Raw genomic sequence first — 18,511 nt, forward strand, 5'->3', positions numbered from 1 at the left:
TCGGTTCGGGCTGTAGGACTCCGGCCGGCCCCGCCGCCCGGAGTCCTACAGCCCGAACCGAACCACGACCTGTTCTGGTCGCTGTCATTCGCCTGCTCCGCGGCCACATGGGCTCGGCTCGGCGGATTCTGCGAGGACTACGTGGGCTACGGCGGTGAGGACACTGATGTCGGGGCAACCGCTGCGGCGCAACGTATTCCGATGATGTGGGTGGGCGGGGCGCACGCCTACCACCAGCACCACCGGGTCTCCGATCCGCCCGTCGAGCACGTGGCGGCGATCGTGGCGAACGCACGGGTCTTCCGGCGCCGCTGGGGTCGCTGGCCGATGACGGGTTGGCTGGACGCATTCGAACACGACGGGCTGATCGTCCGCCGCGAGGACCAGATCGAGATGACCGAGAGAACGGTGGCTACACATGCCTGATCCGATGGCCGGGTTCGACGAGCCGGTGCGGTCGTGGGAAGACATCCCCGGCTGGTTCCAGTGGCGCTCCGGGCAGGAGGAGGCCGTCGCACACTTCGGCGCCGGCGACCGCATCGTCGAGGTCGGCTGCTACCTGGGCCGCAGCATCTGCTCGCTCGCCGAACTCGCCCGCGATCGCGACCTTGTGATCGTCGGCGTCGACACCGCCCGCGGCAGCGGGCCCGAAGGCCGCGGCGGAACCAATGCGCACGCCCCCGCGGTGGACCACGGCGGCGGCACCCTGGCCGGCCTGCTGCACCGCAACGTCATCGCCTGTGGCGCCGCCGACCAGGTGCAGCTCCTGATCAGCGATTCGATCGCCGCAGCCGGTCTGTTCGCCGACGAGTCACTGGCCTGGGTGCACCTCGACGCGCGGCACGACTACGAGAGCGTGTGCGCCGACATCACCGCGTGGCTGCCGAAAGTCCGCCCCGGCGGATGGCTGACGGGTGACGACTACGACGAGTGGCAGTGGCCCGGCGTGGTGCAGGCCGTCGCGGACACACTCGACGGCGCCGAACCGTGGTCGAAGGGCCAGTGGCGCTGGATCACACCGGCGGGCCGCTGACGTCCGGACCGCCGCCGTGGAACACGGCCTCGACGTTGTTGCCCTCCGGGTCACGCACGAACGCCCCGTAGTAGTTGTCGTGGTACTCGGGCCACATCCGCGGCTCGTGCAGTGGCTCCGCGCCGAGAGCGAGCGCGGTCCGATAGAACGCCTGCACGGATTCGGCATCCTTGGCGACGAACGCGAGATGCATCTCGCGGTTCGGGCCTGACACGTCGCCGACCGAGGCGTCGCCGATCCAGAACGAGGGATGGCCGTCGGCGCCGTAGCCGATCGCGGCCTCGAAGTCCATCTGCCGGGTGTAGCCCAGTACCCCGAGGACCTTGTCGTAGAACGACTTCGACTCTTCCCAATGCACGCAGTTGATTCCGAAGTGGTCGATCACGCCCTCACCGTACATTCGAGCTATGACATACGACCTGATCATTCGCGGCGGGACCGTGGTCGACGGGCTGGGAGGGGAACCCTTCGTCGCCGACGTGGCGATCCGCGACGGCGTCATCACCGAGATCGGACCTGCGGTCGGACCCGACGTCACGGGACCGGCCACCCGGGAGATCGACGCCACCGGTCTGCTCGTCACCCCCGGATTCGTCGACCTGCACACCCACTACGACGGTCAGGCCATCTGGTCGGACCGGCTGACACCGTCGTCGGCGCACGGCGTCACCACCGCGGTGATGGGCAACTGCGGTGTCGGCTTCGCGCCGTGCCGACCCGACGACCACGACGTCCTCGTCGACGTGATGGCCGGGGTCGAGGACATCCCGGGCGTGGTCATGGTCGACGGGCTGCCGTGGCACTGGGAGACATTCCCCGAGTTCCTCGACGCCGTGGATGCGCGTCCCCGCGACATCGACGTCGCGGCGTTCCTGCCGCACTCGCCGCTGCGGGTCTACGTGATGGGCCGCCGAGGCGTCGATCGCGAACCCGCCACCGACGAAGACCTGGCGATGATGCGCAAGCTGGCCGCCGAGGCCGTGTCGGCCGGGGCGCTGGGGTTCGCATCGTCACGGCTGACGTTGCACAAATCCGAAAGCGGTCAGCCCATTCCGAGCTACGACGCCGGGTACGCCGAGATCGAGGCGATCGCACGGGGCGTCGACGACGCCGGCGGCGGACTGATCCAGTTCGTGCCCGATCTGATGGCCGGCGACTACGAGCCGGCGCTGCGCACGGTCTTCGACGTGGCGGCCGACGTCGGGCTGCCCGTCACGTTCACCCTCGCCATCGGCAATGCCGGTGACCCGTTCTTCCTCGACGCGCTGCGCATGGTCGAAAAAGCGAACGAGAACGTCGGGGCCGGCGGTCCTCGAGTAACCGCGCAAATCTTCCCGCGCCCCATCGGGCTGGTGCTCGGCCTCGAGTTGTCGGGCAACCCGTTCGTGATGTACCCGTCCTATCAGGCGATCGCGGATCTGCCGCTGGCCGAGCGGGTCGCCGAGATGCGCAAACCCGACGTGCGCGAACGCATCCTGAACGACCACCCAGCCGCGGACGGGCATCCGCTGATGTTCGCCGCGCAAGCGTGGAACTACATGTTCCCGCTCGGCGACCCTCCGAATTACGAACCGGCACAATCAGATTCGATCGGCGCCCGGGCGCGGGCCCGCGGCGTCAGCCCAGCCGAAGAAGCCTACGACCGCCTGCTCGACGACAATGGCCACGCCATGCTGCTGGTGACCCTGGCCAACTTCCGCGACGGCTCGCTCGACACCGTGGCCGAGCTGATCCGCCGCGACGACGTCGTCCTCGGCCTCGGCGACGGCGGTGCCCATTACGGAATGATCTGCGACGCAAGCTTTCCCACCTACATGCTGACGCACTGGGTGCGGGACCGGCCGGCGGGCCGGCTCACCGTCGCAGAAGCCGTGCGGGAGCTCACCTCCGTGCCCGCGTCGGTGGCCGGCCTGGCCGATCGCGGTCGCATCGCCGTCGGCTACAAGGCCGACCTGAACGTGATCGACGCCGACGCGCTGCGACTGCACCGGCCCGTCGTCGTCGCCGACCTCCCGGCCGGCGGACGCCGGCTCGACCAGAGCGCCGACGGCTACGTCGCCACCATCGTCTCCGGGCAGGTGATCGCGGAGAACGGTGCGCCCACCGACGCCCGGCCGGGCACGCTGATCAGAGGGCGGCGGGAGGCGCCCGTCAGCGGGTGACCGTCAGCGGGTGACGACGACCTTGCCCGTCATCCGGCCCGATTCGACGTCGCGGTGCGCCTCGGCCAGTCCGGCCGCCGAGAAGTCGGTGATGGTCTTGGTCACCGTGGTGCTCAACGTGCCCTGATCGACGAGTTCGGCCGCGCGGGTCAGCAGCCGCTGCTGCTCGATCATGTCCGGCGTCTCGAACATGGCCCGGGTGAACATCAGCTCCCAGTGCCACGCAATGCTTTTCGCCTTCAGACCGGTGACGTCGAGGCTCGGTGGATCGTCGATCGCGGTGATGTGGCCGAAGGGTTTGACGATCGCCTCGTAGTCGTCGATGTTGCCGGCGGAATGCGGGGAGAACAGATAGTCGACGCCACCGGGCACGGCGGCCAGCGCCTCGTCCCGCAGACGGTGGTGGTTCACGATCGTGTCGGCGCCCATCCGTTGCGCCCAGGCCCGGGACTCGTCGCGGCTCGCGGTCGCGATCACCCGAACCCCCGTCAGCGCCTTGGCGAGCTGGATCATGATCGAGCCCACGCCCCCGGCGGCGCCGAGCACCAGAAGATCGCCCGTGGAGTCAGCGGTGAGCCCGAACCGGTCGAACAGCGACTCCCACGCGGTGATCGTCGTCAGCGGCAGCGCGGCCGCCTCGGCGAAGGACAGCGACGCCGGCTTGCGCGCGACGATGCGCTCGTCCACAGCCTGCAGTTCGGCGTTGCTGCCGGCACGGGTGATGTCCCCGGCGTACCAGACCTCGTCGCCCACCGACAGCGTTGTCACCTGCGAACCGACCGCCTCCACGACACCGGCGGCGTCGTACCCCAAGATCTTCGGCTCGTCCGAGGGCTCGAGAGCGGAGCGCTGTTTGACGTCGACCGGGTTGACCGACATCGCGTGCACCCGCACCAACACGTCGCGGGGCCGCACACTCGGAACGGCGATCGTGATGTCACGCAGGCTGTCGGTGGAGGGGGCGAACGCGCCGATCGCCGTCATCGTGTCCATTCTGACAGTGAACCTCAGCCGCGCCGACTTTCATCCATGCCGATCACAACCGTTGTGCCCGGCACGGCGACGTGCGCTGATGGATCCTCGTGACTGTCACCGCCTCACCCGACTCGGCGACCGAACCCGTCACGCCAGCTGCACGCACAGCGCTGTGGGCGTCCCTGGTCGGCACGACGATCGAGTGGTACGACTTCTTCCTCTACGCCACGGCGGCCAGCCTCGTCTTCAACCGGGCGTTCTTCCCCGACCAGAGCACCTTCGTCGGGACGCTGCTGTCGTTCGCGACGTTCGCCGTCGGGTTCGTGGTCCGGCCCATCGGCGGGTTCGTGTTCGGGCACATCGGCGACCGCATCGGCCGCAAGAAGACGCTGGCGCTGACCATGCTGCTGATGGGCGGGGCGACCGCGCTGATGGGTGTGCTGCCGACGGCGGCGCAGATCGGCGTGCTGGCCCCGATCCTGCTGCTCCTGCTTCGCATCGTGCAGGGCTTCGCCCTCGGCGGCGAATGGGCGGGTGCGGTGCTGCTGGCCGTCGAGCACAGTCCGGTCCGCAGACGAGGACTGTTCGGGAGCATCCCCCAGGTCGGCCTCGCGCTCGGACTCGCGCTGGGCACCGGCGTGTTCGCCCTGCTGCAGGTAGCACTGCCCGACGAGGCGTTCCTGGCCTACGGGTGGCGCATCGCGTTCCTGTTCAGCATCGTGCTGGTGATCTTCGGCGTCGCGGTGCGGCTCAAAGCCAGCGAGACACCCGCGTTCGAGAAGGTCCGCGACAGCGACGAGCGTGCCGCAGTGCCGGTGCGCGAAGTGTTCCGGCCGCCTGCGCTGCGCTCGACCGTGCTGGGCATGCTGTCGCGGTGGGGTGAGGGCGCGGCGTTCAACACCTGGGGCGTCTTCGCCATCGCCTACGCCACCGGCACGCTGAAGCTGGAGAAGGTGCCCGTGCTGATCGCCGTCACCGCCGCCGCCCTGCTGATGGCGGTGCTGCTGCCCGTCTCGGGTCGGCTGGCCGACCGCTACGGCCCGAAGCGGATCTACGCGATCGGCATCGCCGCGTACGGGCTCGCGGTGTTCCCGGTCTTCGCGCTGTTCGGCACCGGGGACATCGCGCTGTACGCGGTCGGGATGCTGGTGGTGTTCGGCGTCGTGCACGCGCTGTTCTACGGTGCGCAGGGCTCGCTGTACGCGTCGCTGTTCCCGGCCCGTATCCGCTACACGGGGCTGTCGACGGTCTACCAACTCTCCGGCGTGTTCGCCTCGGGCCTGACCCCGCTGATCCTGACCGCGCTGATCGGAGCAGCAGGCGGTTCGCCGTGGCTGGCGTGCGGCTATCTGGTGCTGACCGCGATGATCAGCGTGGCTGCGACGTTGGCGCTGAAGCCGACGCCGCTGCGGGAGCTCTAGCCGAGCGTGGGCCGCGAGTGTGCGGTTTCATTCGCGACTCACCGAGACGGGCGGATGAGACTGCACACTCGCGCAGCTTCGCCCACACACGAAAAGGCCCGGCCCCGCGAACGGGACCGGGCCTCTCGAAGGTGACTTCTTAGAAGTCCATACCGCCCATGCCACCGGTCGGGTCGCCGGCAGGTGCGGCGGCCTTCTCCGGCTTGTCGGCGACGACGGCCTCGGTGGTGAGGAACAGCGCCGCGATCGAGGCTGCGTTCTGCAGCGCCGAGCGGGTGACCTTCACCGGGTCGGCAACGCCGGCCTTGAGCAGGTCCTCGTACTCACCGGTGGCGGCGTTGAGGCCGGTGCCGGCAGGCGAGTTGGTGACCTTCTCGGCGACGACGCCGGGCTCCAGACCACCGTTGAAGGCGATCTGCTTGAGCGGGGCCGACAGCGCGACGCGGACGATGTTCGCGCCGGTGGCCTCGTCACCGGTGAGCTTGAGCTCCTCCAGCGACGGAGCCGACTGCAGCAGGGCCACGCCGCCACCGGCGACGATGCCCTCTTCGACGGCAGCCTTGGCGTTGCGGACGGCGTCCTCGATGCGGTGCTTGCGCTCCTTGAGCTCCACCTCGGTGGCAGCTCCGGCCTTGATCACCGCAACACCGCCGGCCAGCTTGGCCAGGCGCTCCTGCAGCTTCTCGCGGTCGTAGTCGGAGTCGCTGTTCTCGATCTCGGCGCGGATCTGCGAGACGCGGCCGGCGATGGCGTCGGAGTCACCGGCGCCCTCGACGATGGTGGTCTCGTCCTTGGTCACGACGACCTTGCGCGCCTTGCCCAGCAGCGAGACGTCGGCGGTCTCGAGCGACAGGCCGACCTCTTCGCTGACGACCTGGCCACCGGTGAGGATCGCCATGTCCTGCAGCATCGCCTTGCGGCGGTCACCGAAGCCCGGGGCCTTGACGGCGACGGACTTGAAGGTGCCGCGGATCTTGTTCACGACCAGGGTCGACAGGGCCTCGCCCTCGACGTCCTCGGCGATGATCAGCAGCGGCTTGCCCGACTGGATGACCTTCTCCAGCAGCGGCAGCAGGTCCTTGACGGTCGACACCTTGGAGCTGACCAGCAGGATGTAGGGGTCCTCGAGGACCGCTTCCTGACGCTCGGCGTCGGTCACGAAGTAGCCCGAGATGTAGCCCTTGTCGAAGCGCATGCCCTCGGTGAGCTCGAGCTGCAGGCCGAAGGTGTTGCTCTCCTCGACGGTGATGACACCCTCGTTGCCGACCTTGTCCATGGCCTCGGCGATGAGCTCGCCGATCTGGCTGTCACCGGCCGAGATCGCGGCGGTGGCAGCGATCTGCTCCTTGGTCTCGACCTCTTTGGCCGAGGCCAGCAGGGTCTCGGTGACCTTGGCGACGGCCTTCTCGATGCCGCGCTTCAGGCCGAGCGGGTTGGCGCCGGCGGCGACGTTGCGCAGGCCTTCGCGCACGAGCGCCTGGGCCAGCACGGTGGCGGTGGTGGTGCCGTCACCCGCGACGTCGTCGGTCTTCTTGGCGACTTCCTTGACCAGCTCTGCGCCGATCTTCTCGTAGGGGTCCTCCAGCTCGATCTCCTTGGCGATGGACACACCATCGTTGGTGATCGTGGGAGCGCCCCACTTCTTCTCCAGGACGACGTTGCGGCCCTTGGGGCCCAACGTCACCTTTACCGCGTCGGCGAGGGCGTTGAGGCCCCGCTCGAGGCCGCGACGGGCCTCTTCGTCATACGCAATTGTCTTGGCCATTGCGAAGTGTTTCCTCCGGGATTGGGGATGCACGTCTTGCTGGTCAGGCGCAGTGCCCGCGACGGACGGCTGGGGATGTGCTCGCGGAAATGCGGCCCCGGCCTCACTGTCCCGACCTAGCACTCGCCGGTCGCGAGTGCCAACTGCATTCTTAGCACTCGACCTGGGCGAGTGCAAGGCTCTCAGCGCGCAGCGAAATCGACCACAGCTGCCTGCCAGCCGGGCGGTCCACCCTGGGCCGGTGACTGTCCCCGGCCTGGGTCCGCTGTCGCTGTCCGGCTTCGAGAGCCCGGGGTGGCTGATGCTGCTCGTCGCCCCGGCCGTTCTGCTGGTGGCCTATGTCGTCGCCGCGCGCCGTCGGCGACGGCGGCTGGCCCGCTTCGCCCCGGCACCCTCGGCGTCGCTGCCGCCTCCGCGAGGGCCCCGGCTTCGCCACCTCCCGGCGGCGCTGCTGCTGCTGTCGCTGGTGCCGCTGACCCTCGCGGTCGCGCAGCCGAGCCAGGACATCCGGGTGCCGCGCAACCGCGCCGTCGTCATGCTCGTGATCGACGTGTCGCGGTCGATGGGCGCCACCGACGTCCCGCCGACGCGCCTGCAGGCCGCCGAACAGGCCGCCTCCGACTACGCGCGCCACGTGACGCCCGGGGTGAACCTCGGCCTCATCTCGTTCGCCGGCAGTGCCGAGGTCCTCGTCGCACCCAACCCCGACCACCAGCTGACCGTCGCGGCGCTGGACAAGCTGCAGCTGGCCGACAGCACCGCGACGGGGCAGGCCATCTTCGCCGCCCTGCAGTCCATCCAGACCGTCAACGCCGTCCTCGGCGGCCCTCACGATCAGACCCCGCCCGCGCGCATCGTCGTGCTCTCCGACGGCGAGGAGAACCACCCCGACAAGCCGGACGCCCCGCAGGGCGCCTACACCGCGGCGCGGGCCGCCCGCGCGGCCGGCGTTCCCGTCACCACGATCGCGTTCGGCACGCCCCAGGGCCATGTGGCGATGGGCGACCAGTCGGTGCCCGTCCCCGTCGGCGACCAGATGATGAAGACCGTCGCCCAGCTCTCGGGCGGTCAGACATCGACAGCGGCGAGCGTCGACGACCTCGATCAGGCCTTCGACGAGGTCGATGACCAGCTCGGCTACCAGACCGAGCGCGGGCCGGCGAGCACAGGATGGCTGCGGTTGGGTGCGGTGCTGGCCTTCGCCGGTGCGCTGCTCGCCCTGGTGATCGGTCGCCGGCTGCCGGTCTAGCTACCTGGGCAGCCGGCGGTCGACGACCACGGCGGCTCCCAGCGCCGCCACCAGGATCAGCACCGACAACCGCGCCCACGGCGCGCTGGCATCTGCAGGCACGGAGTCGTAGCCGATGATGCTCTGCAGCGTGTCGTAGACGTGGTTGAGCTGGTCCAGCGTGCTGGCGTGGAACGCCTCTCCGCCGGAGATCTCGCTGATCGTCTGCAGGGTCGAGTCGTCCACCGGCACCGGGACCTGCGTGCCACCCAGCGTGACGGTGCCATCGGGCGTGCCGAACGAGATCGTCGAGATCGCGACGTGCTGTTCCTTGGCTGCCCGCGCCGCGGTGAACGCGCCGCGCGGCTGGTCGGGGTCGGCGGGCACCGTCTCCTTGCCGTCGGACTCCAGCACGATGCGGGCCGGCGGCGGGCCGTCACCGCCGCCGAGCACGTCGGCGGTCGCGGCGACCGCCTGCAGCGCGGTGAACAGTCCCTCCCCCGTCGCGGTGCGCTCGGCGACCTTCAGCGTGTCGATCGACGCCTTGACCGCCGCATGGTCGGGCGTCGGCGCCATCAGAAGCGTCGCCGAGCCGGCGAACTCGACGAGACCCAGGTTGATACCGGGGGTCAGTTCGTCGGCGAAGCGTTTGCCGGCCTCTTTCGCCGCAGCCAGCCGGTTCGGTGCCACGTCGGTCGACGACATCGATTCCGACACGTCGATGACGAGCATGACCACGGCCCGGTTGCGGGGGACCCGGACGTTGTCGGTGGGGCCGGCCATCGCGGTGGTGAGCAGCGCCAGCGAGGCGAGCAGTAGCGCTGCGGGCACATGTCGCCATCGGCGCCGCCGCGGCACGCTGACCGCGGCGAGCAGGTCGAAGTTCGCGAAGCGCAACGCCCGCCGGCGCTTACGGCGCTGCGCGACGACGTACGCCGCCAGCAGCGCCAGTACGGCGGCCAGCACCAGGAAGAACCACGCGTGCGTGAAGCCGCGCAGGGAGAGCGTGCCGAGCAGCGGGATGGTCACGAGCGACCCATTCGAGAGCGCAACTGCGGGTCGTTCTCCCACCACAGGCCGGACCCGGGTTCGGCCTCCAGTTCCGCATCGACGACCGTGGCGTGCCGCTTCTCGTCGGTGGCGAAGAACCTCATCAGCACCAGCACGAAGAACACGCCCAGCACATCGCCGACCAGCCACAGCACACCGGCGCCGATCGACTGGTCGACGCGCATCGACGGACCCCAGTGCCGGCCGAGACGGTGGTAGTAGTCGGCGGCGATCAGCGGTCCGAGCCACAGCACGAGTCCGAGCACGCCGTCGCCGAGGGACTCGACGATGCTGATGACCAGCGAGAGCAGCTGCGTGTAGCGCCGCGGCACCGGATCAGTCTGCAGCCGCGCGTAGTAGTAGCCGAAGCCGACGATCAGCATCAGCAAGCCGGTCAGCTCCATCACCGCCGGATAGCGCAGTGCGGCGCGGTACCACGGCGTCAGATAGAACAGCCACGGCAGCGCGAGCATCGCCACCGACGTCGTCGCCGGGTGCAGCAGCAGCCGCGCGGCGGGGCCCGCGGGGGACATCTGCAGCGCCGTGATCGGTCGACTCATCGCGATGAAGAACGGGATCACCATCAGCAGGAGCAGCACTTGCACTGCCCGCACCCAGAACAGCACGGGCGCGTAGACGCCGACCATGCTCATCGTCGCGACGACGAACAGGCCGACCGCGACGGCGCAGCACATGGCATTCGCCCGGGTGAGCCGGGCGCGGGACCTCCGGTAGCACCGCGCGTATCCGACGCCTCCCGCCAGCGCGCATGCCACTGCGGTGCTGTTCCACTGCCAGCTGGACAGCGCCGTCGACCAAGTCAGTGGCACGGTCGCCGCACTCATAGTCGGCCACTATGCGCCGTCGACCTGTCGGCGACCTGTGGGTCAGCTGGCGCGTAGGCCGTCCAGCACGACGTCGATGACCCTGGTCGCGGCTTCGCTGTTGTAGCCCTGCATCGCCTGGAGCCCGACCAATAGTGCCTTGACCTCGGGCACGCCGATCTCGCCGCGCACCGTCCCCGCGTCCTGCCCGGCGCGCAGCAACTCTGCGAGCATCGCCAGGAACTCGTCCTCCACCTCGGGGACACCTGGTTCCACCGCGACACCGGCGCCGGCCAGCGCTTCACTCATGCCCCGGTCGGTGGCCCCCCATTTCAGGACCAGGGTGCGCAGGAACGTGAACAGTGCGTCGCCGGGCGCAACGTCGTCGAGCAGCGCGCGACCCCAGGTGATGATGCCGCGGATGCGGTCGTCGACGACGGCGCGGAACAGATCTTCCTTCGTCGGGAAGTGCCGGTAGACCGTGCCGGCGCCGACGCCCGCTCGGCGGGCGATCTCGTCGATCGGCACCGCGAGCCCCTCCGCGGCGAAGGTCTCGTAGGCGACCTCGAGCACCCGCGCGCGGTTGCGCGCGGCGTCGGCGCGTAAGGGCCGTGTCATACGTCACCTCCCTGGTGCACTAAGCGGGGCGCACGTTCCGTATAGTGGTGATCAACCGGGGCGTTCGCCCCGTTTCCACTCATACTAGGAGCACCCGTCATGACCGCATGGAGCACCGCCGACATCCCCGACCAGTCCGGCCGCGTCGCCGTCATCACCGGCGCCAACACCGGCCTCGGGTTCGAGACCGCCAAGGCACTGGCGGACAAGGGCGCGACCGTCGTCATCGCAGTCCGCAACACCGACAAGGGCAAGCAGGCCGCCGCCCGCATCGACGGCGCCGTGGAGGTCCAGGAGCTGGACCTGACCTCGCTCGCCTCCATCCGCGACGCCGCCGATGCCCTCAAGAGCCGGTTCGACCGCATCGACCTGCTGATCAACAACGCAGGCGTGATGACGACGCCCAAGGGCACCACGAAAGACAATTTCGAGCTGCAGTTCGGCACCAACCACCTCGGACACTTCGCGCTCACCGGGCTGCTGCTCCCCAACATCGTCGACGTGCCCGGCTCCCGGGTCGTCACGGTCAGCAGCAACGGTCACAAGATGGGCGGCGCGATCCACTGGGACGACCTGCAGTGGGAGCGCAGCTACAGCCGCATGGGCGCCTACACGCAGTCCAAGCTGGCCAACCTGATGTTCACCTACGAGTTGGAGCGGCGCCTGGCCCCACGCGGCAAGACGATCGCCGTCGCCGCTCACCCCGGGACCGCCACCACCGAGCTGGCCCGAAGCTTCCCGCGCCCGGTCGAGCGCGCCTTCCTGGCAGCTGCGCCGCTGCTGTTCGCCCAGAAGCCCGACGGCGGCGCCCTGCCGTCGCTGCGCGCCGCCACCGACCCCGGCGTCCTCGGCGGTCAGTACTACGGGCCGGACGGCATCGGTCAGCAGCGCGGCAACCCCGTCGTCGTCGCCTCGAACGCGCTGTCCTACGACGTTGCCCAGCAGCAGCGGCTGTGGACGGTCTCCGAAGAACTCACCGGAGTCACCTTCCCGGTCTAGCGTGGCGCTCATGTCGCTGGTCGTGCCGCCCTATCCTCCGCCTCGCTACACCGCGGACGAGCCCGAGGTCGGCGCGTGGCTCAAGCGCGGAGACGCGGCGCCGGACTACGACGCGTTCGGGCTGGTGCAGTACCACTACCTGGCCAGCCAGGGCGACACCGGCGGCGACTACGGCCTGTACCGGGTGCAGATCGCGCCCCGCGGCGGGGGTCCCGGCCCGCACTACCACCGCGGGATGAGCGAGGCGTTCTACATCCTGTCCGGCACCGTGTCGCTGTACGACGGCAGCCAGTGGACCGACGGCGGGGCGGGAGACTTCCTCTACGTCCCGCCGGGCGGCATCCACGGGTTCGGCAACCGGGCCGACGAACCCGCGACGATGCTGATGCTGTTCGCCCCCGGCGCGCCGCGGGAGCACTACTTCGAGGGGTTGGCCCAGCTCGGCGAGCTGACCGAGGACGAACGCCGCGAGTGGTTCGCCGAGAACGACAACCACTTCGTGGAGTAGGCGCCAGACACGCCGGGCCCTGACACGCCGCGTCGGATGCGATCGCGGAAGCGCTTGCCATAGACTGCGATTCGGTCGAAAGGAGTCGTGGGTGCGGGCTGATGCAGCGCCCAGCACCCCCACGCTTCGCGGTTGGCAGCGACGGGCGCTGGTCAAATACCTGTCTGCGCAGCCGCGCGATTTCCTGGCCGTCGCCACGCCCGGTTCCGGAAAGACGACGTTCGCGCTGCGCATCGTCGCCGAGCTGCTGGCCCAGCGCACCGTCGAGGCGGTGACGATCGTGGTGCCGACCGAGCACCTGAAGGTCCAGTGGGCCCAGGCCGCGGCCCGTCAGGGCATCGCGCTCGATCCGAAGTTCTCCAACTCCAACTCCCAGACGTCGTCGGAGTACCACGGTGTCGTCGTCACCTACGCCCAGGTGGCCAGCCACCCGTCGCGGCACCGGGTGCGCACCGAGAACCGCAAGACACTCGTCGTGTTCGACGAGATCCACCACGGCGGTGACGCCAAGAGCTGGGGTGACGCGATCCGGGAGGCGTTCGACGACGCCACCCGGCGCCTCTCGCTGACCGGGACGCCGTTCCGCAGCGACGACAGCGCGATCCCGTTCGTCACCTACGAGACCGGACCGGACGGTTTCCAGCGGTCGAAGGCCGACCACACCTACGGCTACTCCGACGCCCTAGCCGACGGCGTGGTCCGGCCGGTGATGTTCATGGCCTACTCCGGGGAGGCCCGCTGGCGCGACAGTGCCGGCGAGGAGCATGCGGCCCGGCTCGGCGAGCCGTTGACCGCCGAGCAGACGGCGCGGGCGTGGAAAACCGCACTGAACCCGGCCGGTCAGTGGATGCCCGCGGTGATCGCCGCCGCCGACACCCGGCTGCGCGGCCTGCGCCAGCACGTGCCAGACGCCGGCGGCATGATCATCGCCTCCGACCAGACCGCCGCCCGTGCCTACGCCGATCTGCTGCTGACGATCACCGGCGAGGCACCCACCGTGGTGCTCTCCGACGACAAGGGCGCCTCGGATCGCATCTCCCAGTACTCCGCGGACACGTCGCGGTGGCTGGTGGCGGTGCGCATGGTGTCCGAGGGTGTCGACGTGCCGCGCCTGGCGGTCGGCGTGTACGCGACGAGCGCGTCGACGCCGCTGTTCTTCGCCCAGGCGATCGGGCGCTTCGTGCGGTCGCGCCGGCCCGGTGAGACGGCGAGCATCTTCTTGCCGTCGGTGCCGAACCTGCTCATGCTCGCCAGTGAGATGGAAGCCCAGCGCAATCACGTGCTGGGCAAGCCGCACCGCGAGACCGAAGACGATCCGCTCGACGCCGAGCTGGCCGAGCAGAAGCGCGACGAGCCCGACGACGGCGAGGGCAAGATCGAATACCTCGGCGCCGACGCCGAATTGGACCAGGTGATCTTCGACGGCGCCTCGTTCGGGACCGCGACGCCTGCGGGCAGCGACGAGGAAGCCGACTACCTCGGCATCCCCGGCCTGCTCGACGCGAACGCGATGCGCGACCTGCTGCGCCGACGCCAGGACGAACAGCTGCAGAAGCGCACCGAATCGGGTGCCGTGGTGCCGACGACGACGCACGGTCAGCTGCGCGAGTTGCGCCGCGAGCTCAACACGCTGGTCTCGCTGGCGCACCACCGCACCGGCCGGCCGCACGGCTGGATCCACAACGAGCTGCGCCGCCGCTGCGGGGGTCCGCCGGTCGCCGCGGCGACCCGGGATCAGCTGAAGGAGCGGATCGAGGCGATCCGCGTGCTGCAGCGGGAGTTAACGGCCTGAGGCCAGGGTCGACAGATTCTGCAGCGAGCCCTCCAGGTAGCTGGTCGGGAACGGCGGGAACGTGATGTGCTCGCGCAACTGCGCCGGCACGCGCGACCAGTCGTAGGTCAGGCGCACCCGGGTCTGCCCGGGCCCGACCGTTTCGAGGTCGTAACGCCATGTCCACCCGCCGAATTCGAGCTCACCGTCGGCGCCGGCTTGCCCGGGCTCCCAGGCGACCGTCCGGTCGGCTTCGAACGCGATGACCTTGTTGGCCATGTCGTAGTACCCGTCGGGATGGTTGTCGTGGTACATCCGGATCCGGAAGATCTGCCCCTCACCGGTCACCGGACCGGGGTCTAGAGATTCGCGCAGCCAGCCGGTCCCGTCTATCGCGGGGTGGTTGGCGGGGTCGGCCAACACTGCGAACACCGCGGCGGGCTCAGCGTGGACGTCGATGGTGAGGATCAGAGTGTCGGTCATGAGGATGAGACCCCGCGACCGCGCGAAAGTCATCGCTTCAGAGCCCGAGCAGCGCCGGCAGGTCTGCCACCGAATCGATGACGTGGTTCGGCTGCATCGCGAATTCGTCTGCGGCCCAACGGTCCAACGTGTCCTGTCGGAACTTGCCGGTGCGCACCAGCACGCCTGTCATCCCCACCACCTGCGCGGCGAGCACGTCGTTGTTCAGGTCGTCGCCGACCATGTACATCTCGTCGGGGTCGACGCCGAGCCGGCCCGCCGCGGAGAGGAAGCCCTCGGGCGCCGGCTTGCCCACCGCGATCGCTTTGCGCCCGGATGTCTCCTCCATGCCGATCAGGTACATGCCGGTGTCGACGCGCAACCCGTCGGTGGTGGTCCACGCGGTGCTGCGGTGCATCGCGACCACCGGCACACCCTGGGCCATCCAGTCGTAGACCCACGACAGCGTCTCGTGCGTGTATTCGGGTCCCGCCCCGCCGAGCAGCACCACGTCCGGCGCCTCCGGAGCCTGCGGGCCGGTGAAGTCGGTCGAGTAGACGAGGTCGATGCCCGGCATGTCCTCACCGATCTGCCCGCTGTTGACCAGGAAGCAGCGCGCGTCGGGATAGCGGTCGCGGACGTAGTCAGCGGTCAGCGCCGCGGCCGTGATCACCTCGTCGGCGCGCACCGCCATGCCCGCGTCGGTCAGCAGCTCGGCGATCTGGGCCCGCGTCCTGGTCGTGGTGTTGGTCAGATACGCGCACGCCACCTGATGTTCGTTGAGCGTGCGCAGCGTCTCGGCCGCACCGGGGATCGGTTGCCACGAGGTGACCAGCACGCCGTCGATGTCGAACAGCACTCCACCGATCGCCATGGTGCGACAGTAAACGGCCGCCGGATGTGCGCAACCCGTAGGCCCTGCGTGCCGGTTCACACTAGGGTTCGACGCAATGACAACCCAGTCGGCGGACGCGATCGTCATCGGTCACGGTCTGGCCGGGTTGGTGGCGGCGGCCGAGATCGCCGAGGCGGGGCGGTCGGTCATCCTGTGCGATCAGCAGGGCCCGGCCGACGAGGGCGGTCAGGCCTTCTGGTCCTACGGCGGATTGTTCATGGTCGACACCCCTGAGCAGCGCCGCCTCGGCATCAAGGACTCCCCCGATCTGGCGTTGCGCGACTGGTGGAGTTCGGCCGAGTTCACCGACGGTCCAGAAGACCTGTGGGCCCGCCGCTGGGCGGCCCGCTATGTCGAGTTCGCCGCCGGCGAGAAGCGCCGTTGGCTGCGCGGGCTCGGCTGGCGCGCCTACCCCCTGCCGGTGTGGCCGGAGCGCGGCGGGCACGGCGCGCTCGGCTCGGGCAACAGCGTGCCGCGGTTCCACATCACCTGGGGTACGGGGCCCGGGCTCGTCGAGATCTTCGCCGCCCGGGTGCGGTCGGCCGTCGCCGCCGGCCGCATTCGGCGACTCCACCGGCATCGGGTCGAGGAGATCCTGCTCGACGGCGGCGCGGTGTCCGGAGTGCGGGGGACGCGCCTGGCCGCCGCGGCAGGCCCGCGCGGCGCCGCATCGACGCGAGATGCGGTCGGCGAGTTCGTCCTGCACGCGCCTGCGGTGCTCCTGGCCACCGGCGGTGTCGGCGGCAACCCGCAGCGGGTCCGTGAATTGTTCACGCGCAGTTTCGGTTCCGAGCCGACGGACATGCTGTGCGGCAACCCCGCCTACGTCGACGGTCACATGCTCGACACCGCCCGGCGGGCAGGGGCGGCGGTCGCCAACGAGGACCGGTTGTGGTTCTACCCCGACGGGGTGCGCAACATCGACCCCGTCTGGGCCGATCACGGGATCCATGTCACCGCAGGCCCCTCCGCGCTGTGGCTCGACGGTGCAGGGGTGCGCTTCCCGCCGCCGCTGTACCCGAACTTCGACACCGTGGGCGCGGTCCGGCACGTCGTCGCCTCCGGATTCGGCCACTCATGGCTGATCATGAACAGCGAGATCTTCCGCAAGGAATTCGGGATGTCGGGTCAGGAACTCAACCCCGCAGTCACCGGCAGACACCCGTGGCTTGCCGCCAAAGGCACTGTGCGACCGCGAATCTCGCCTCTGTGGCAACGATTCCTCGACGAGGGCGAAGACTTCGTCACCGCGTCGTCGGTTGCCGAGCTGGTCGACGGGATGAACGCCGTGCCCGGCGTGGCGCCGGTCGACCCGCAGGTGGTGGCCCGCGAGATCCGTGCCCGTGATGCGCAGGCGGTCAACGCCTACAGCAAGGACCCGCAGTTCGCGGCGATCCGCAACGCGCGCCGCTACCTGCCCGATCGGTTCCGCATCGCCGTGCCTTCACCCATCGACGATCCGCGGCACCGGCCGCTGATCGCGGTCCGGTTGCGCATCACCACACGCAAGACGCTGGGCGGCTTGCTCACCGATACCGATGCGCGCGTGCTGCGCGAGGACGGCACACCGATCGCCGGGCTGTTCGCCGCGGGTGAGGCCGCCGGGTTCGGCGGCGGAGGCGTGCACGGACAGCGTTCCCTGGAAGGCACTTTCGTCGGCGGCTGCCTGTTCACCGGGCGAGTTGCGGGCCGCACCATCGGCCGCGGGTAACAGAGGGGAACGGGGAAGTCATGAGCACACACCAACGGATCGGCGAGTTCCTGCTGCGCAGGCTGCGCGACATCGGCACCACGCACGTCTTCGGCGTGCCAGGGGACTACAACATGTCGTTCCTCGAACAGATCGAAGCCGATCCCGACCTCTCCTGGGTCGGCACCTGCAACGAACTCAATGCCGCCTATGCCGCGGACGGGCATGCCCGCGGCGGCCGGCCCGGCGTTCTGCTCACCACCTACGGGGTCGGCTGCCTCAGCGCACTCAACGGCGTCGCGGGCGCCTACTGCGAGCACATTCCGCTGATCCACCTGTCGGGGTCCCCACCGCTGCACGCCACCCGCGACGGTCTACGGCTCCATCACAGCCTGCTCGACGGCGGATACCGCAACGTGCACCGGGCCTTCGCCGAATTCACCGCCTACACCGAGACCATCACACCGCACACCGCGGTCGAGGTCATCGACCATGCGCTGCTGACCGCGCTCCGCACCCGCCGGCCCGTGCGTCTCGAACTCCCGTCGGATCTCAGCCACGTCGAGATCGCCGTTCCGACAGAACCTTTGGACCCGGGGACCCCGGACGGTTCGACGGCGTCCGAGGAGGCGGCAGCCGTGCTGAGCGAGGCACTCGCCGGGGCGCGCACGCCACTGCTCGTGATCGACCTGCCCGCGGTCCGCCGGGGACTTATGCCCGCAATCGAGGCGTTCTGCGCCGCGCACGGCGTGCCATACACCTGCACCGTCCCCGCGGCGCACACCGCCGACCCGGACGCCTCGCTGTACCTCGGGCTGCTGCCCGGCTCCGAGCGGGCGCAGCAGAAATTCCGCGACGCCGACCTGCTGATCAGCTGCGACCTGACCGAAACAGACGTCACCACAGCAGGTTTCACGTTGGACTACCGCAGTCGCCCGCACGTCCGGTTGAGCGCCGACGCCGTCGCGAGCGGCACGCAGGTGTTCTACGGCACCGACACAGCCGACGTCCTGGCGGCGGTGTCGGTGCCGTAGAACACCTGCGTGCCGCTCGCGACGGCGTCGGCGCTCAACCGGACGTGCGGGCGACTGCGGTAGTCCAACGTGAAAC

At 69.7% G+C, this 18,511-nt stretch carries 18 protein-coding genes; 10 read left to right on the plus strand and 8 right to left on the minus strand.

Annotated elements, in window-relative coordinates; all coding sequences use genetic code 11:
- Together DMB80_RS26490 and DMB80_RS26495 are read left to right on the plus strand one after the other, a co-directional pair.
- The coding region (locus DMB80_RS26490) for a glycosyltransferase family 2 protein (protein ID WP_338043897.1) at nt 1-426 on the plus strand (426 nt) is incomplete at its 5' end.
- Complete coding sequence (locus DMB80_RS26495; protein ID WP_240431403.1) at nt 419-1,033, plus strand: class I SAM-dependent methyltransferase; 615 nt, start codon at nt 419-421, stop codon at nt 1,031-1,033. The genes DMB80_RS26490 and DMB80_RS26495, both read left to right, overlap by 8 nt.
- Here the strand turns inward: DMB80_RS26495 and DMB80_RS26500 are convergent.
- Nucleotides 1,014-1,418, minus strand: a complete 405-nt coding sequence (locus DMB80_RS26500) for a VOC family protein (protein ID WP_046365568.1) — start codon at nt 1,416-1,418, stop codon at nt 1,014-1,016. The two genes, DMB80_RS26495 and DMB80_RS26500, sit on opposite strands and share 20 nt — an antisense overlap.
- A gap of 22 nt (nt 1,419-1,440) precedes the next feature.
- Between DMB80_RS26500 and DMB80_RS26505 the strand changes: the two genes are divergently transcribed.
- Nucleotides 1,441-3,195 carry an N-acyl-D-amino-acid deacylase family protein gene (locus DMB80_RS26505; protein WP_111512555.1) on the plus strand — a complete coding sequence of 585 codons (1,755 nt, stop codon included), beginning with the start codon at nt 1,441-1,443 and terminating at the stop codon, nt 3,193-3,195.
- A 3-nt stretch (nt 3,196-3,198) separates the two neighbouring features.
- Here DMB80_RS26505 and DMB80_RS26510 read toward each other — a convergent pair whose 3' ends face one another.
- Nucleotides 3,199-4,188 (minus strand): zinc-binding alcohol dehydrogenase family protein, encoded by a 990-nt coding sequence (locus DMB80_RS26510; protein ID WP_111512556.1) that lies wholly within the window; start codon nt 4,186-4,188, stop codon nt 3,199-3,201.
- An 89-nt stretch (nt 4,189-4,277) separates the two neighbouring features.
- On the opposite strand from DMB80_RS26510, the gene DMB80_RS26515 reads away from it, so the two are divergent.
- A complete protein-coding gene (locus DMB80_RS26515) occupies nt 4,278-5,591 on the plus strand; it encodes an MFS transporter (protein ID WP_111512557.1) in 1,314 nt (437 codons plus the stop codon).
- A 139-nt stretch (nt 5,592-5,730) separates the two neighbouring features.
- Here the strand turns inward: DMB80_RS26515 and groL are convergent, their stop codons facing one another.
- Nucleotides 5,731-7,356 carry a chaperonin GroEL gene (gene groL / locus DMB80_RS26520; RefSeq protein ID WP_046366849.1) on the minus strand — a complete coding sequence of 542 codons (1,626 nt, stop codon included), beginning with the start codon at nt 7,354-7,356 and terminating at the stop codon, nt 5,731-5,733.
- Between the two features lie 241 nt (nt 7,357-7,597).
- Between groL and DMB80_RS26530 the strand changes: the two genes are divergently transcribed.
- Nucleotides 7,598-8,605, plus strand: coding sequence for a VWA domain-containing protein (locus DMB80_RS26530; protein WP_111512558.1), 1,008 nt, complete (start codon nt 7,598-7,600; stop codon nt 8,603-8,605).
- On the opposite strand, the gene DMB80_RS26535 is transcribed toward DMB80_RS26530, so the two are convergent.
- From DMB80_RS26535 to DMB80_RS26545, 3 genes are read right to left on the minus strand one after another with little or no spacing between them, the layout of a single operon-like run.
- Nucleotides 8,606-9,613: a VWA domain-containing protein gene (locus tag DMB80_RS26535; RefSeq protein ID WP_111512559.1), complete on the minus strand. Its 1,008-nt coding sequence runs from the start codon at nt 9,611-9,613 to the stop codon at nt 8,606-8,608.
- On the minus strand, nt 9,610-10,479 hold the full coding sequence (locus DMB80_RS26540; RefSeq protein ID WP_111512560.1) for a cytochrome c oxidase assembly protein: 870 nt from the start codon (nt 10,477-10,479) through the stop codon (nt 9,610-9,612). Before DMB80_RS26540 ends, DMB80_RS26535 begins: the two co-directional genes overlap by 4 nt.
- Nucleotides 10,480-10,521: 42 nt before the next feature.
- Nucleotides 10,522-11,076, minus strand: a complete 555-nt coding sequence (locus DMB80_RS26545) for a TetR/AcrR family transcriptional regulator (protein WP_111512561.1) — start codon at nt 11,074-11,076, stop codon at nt 10,522-10,524.
- Nucleotides 11,077-11,175: 99 nt separating this feature from the next.
- Between DMB80_RS26545 and DMB80_RS26550 the strand changes: the two genes are divergently transcribed.
- The 3 genes from DMB80_RS26550 (at nt 11,176) to DMB80_RS26560 (ending at nt 14,375) form a co-directional block, all read left to right on the plus strand.
- Nucleotides 11,176-12,075 (plus strand): SDR family NAD(P)-dependent oxidoreductase, encoded by a 900-nt coding sequence (locus DMB80_RS26550; RefSeq protein ID WP_111512562.1) that lies wholly within the window; start codon nt 11,176-11,178, stop codon nt 12,073-12,075.
- Between the two features lie 10 nt (nt 12,076-12,085).
- Nucleotides 12,086-12,583, plus strand: coding sequence for a cupin domain-containing protein (locus DMB80_RS26555; protein WP_111512567.1), 498 nt, complete (start codon nt 12,086-12,088; stop codon nt 12,581-12,583).
- A 91-nt stretch (nt 12,584-12,674) separates the two neighbouring features.
- Entirely contained in the window at nt 12,675-14,375 is a 1,701-nt protein-coding gene (locus DMB80_RS26560; protein WP_046366570.1) for a DEAD/DEAH box helicase, read from the plus strand.
- Here the strand turns inward: DMB80_RS26560 and DMB80_RS26565 are convergent.
- Together DMB80_RS26565 and DMB80_RS26570 are read right to left on the minus strand one after the other, a co-directional pair.
- Entirely contained in the window at nt 14,364-14,837 is a 474-nt protein-coding gene (locus DMB80_RS26565; RefSeq protein WP_111512568.1) for an SRPBCC family protein, read from the minus strand. The genes DMB80_RS26560 and DMB80_RS26565 overlap by 12 nt on opposite strands.
- 37 nt (nt 14,838-14,874) lie before the next feature.
- On the minus strand, nt 14,875-15,690 hold the full coding sequence (locus DMB80_RS26570) for an HAD-IIA family hydrolase (protein ID WP_111512563.1): 816 nt from the start codon (nt 15,688-15,690) through the stop codon (nt 14,875-14,877).
- A 76-nt stretch (nt 15,691-15,766) separates the two neighbouring features.
- Here DMB80_RS26570 and DMB80_RS26575 point away from each other — a divergent pair, with 76 nt between their 5' ends.
- Both DMB80_RS26575 and DMB80_RS26580 read left to right on the plus strand, forming a co-directional pair.
- Nucleotides 15,767-17,422, plus strand: a complete 1,656-nt coding sequence (locus DMB80_RS26575; protein WP_111512564.1) for an FAD-binding dehydrogenase — start codon at nt 15,767-15,769, stop codon at nt 17,420-17,422.
- Nucleotides 17,423-17,442: 20 nt separating this feature from the next.
- Nucleotides 17,443-18,435, plus strand: a complete 993-nt coding sequence (locus tag DMB80_RS26580; RefSeq protein ID WP_111512565.1) for a thiamine pyrophosphate-binding protein — start codon at nt 17,443-17,445, stop codon at nt 18,433-18,435.
- Nucleotides 18,436-18,511 lie beyond the last annotated feature (76 nt).

It is taken from the genome of Mycobacterium kyogaense (genome assembly GCF_003254575.1).
Taxonomy (GTDB): domain Bacteria; phylum Actinomycetota; class Actinomycetes; order Mycobacteriales; family Mycobacteriaceae; genus Mycobacterium; species Mycobacterium kyogaense.

What these genes read in the sequence shown, in the direction of transcription:
- DMB80_RS26495 (WP_240431403.1), top strand. Translation starts at nt 419, where the DNA reads ATGCCTGATCCGATGGCCGGGTTCGACGAGCCGGTGCGGTCGTGGGAA.
- DMB80_RS26505 (WP_111512555.1), top strand. Translation starts at nt 1,441, where the DNA reads ATGACATACGACCTGATCATTCGCGGCGGGACCGTGGTCGACGGGCTG.
- DMB80_RS26510 (WP_111512556.1), bottom strand. Translation starts at nt 4,188, where the DNA reads ATGGACACGATGACGGCGATCGGCGCGTTCGCCCCCTCCACCGACAGC.
- groL (WP_046366849.1), bottom strand. Translation starts at nt 7,356, where the DNA reads ATGGCCAAGACAATTGCGTATGACGAAGAGGCCCGTCGCGGCCTCGAG.
- DMB80_RS26540 (WP_111512560.1), bottom strand. Translation starts at nt 10,479, where the DNA reads ATGAGTGCGGCGACCGTGCCACTGACTTGGTCGACGGCGCTGTCCAGC.
- DMB80_RS26545 (WP_111512561.1), bottom strand. Translation starts at nt 11,076, where the DNA reads ATGACACGGCCCTTACGCGCCGACGCCGCGCGCAACCGCGCGCGGGTG.
- DMB80_RS26550 (WP_111512562.1), top strand. Translation starts at nt 11,176, where the DNA reads ATGACCGCATGGAGCACCGCCGACATCCCCGACCAGTCCGGCCGCGTC.
- DMB80_RS26555 (WP_111512567.1), top strand. Translation starts at nt 12,086, where the DNA reads ATGTCGCTGGTCGTGCCGCCCTATCCTCCGCCTCGCTACACCGCGGAC.
- DMB80_RS26565 (WP_111512568.1), bottom strand. Translation starts at nt 14,837, where the DNA reads ATGACCGACACTCTGATCCTCACCATCGACGTCCACGCTGAGCCCGCC.
- DMB80_RS26570 (WP_111512563.1), bottom strand. Translation starts at nt 15,690, where the DNA reads ATGGCGATCGGTGGAGTGCTGTTCGACATCGACGGCGTGCTGGTCACC.
- DMB80_RS26575 (WP_111512564.1), top strand. Translation starts at nt 15,767, where the DNA reads ATGACAACCCAGTCGGCGGACGCGATCGTCATCGGTCACGGTCTGGCC.
- DMB80_RS26580 (WP_111512565.1), top strand. Translation starts at nt 17,443, where the DNA reads ATGAGCACACACCAACGGATCGGCGAGTTCCTGCTGCGCAGGCTGCGC.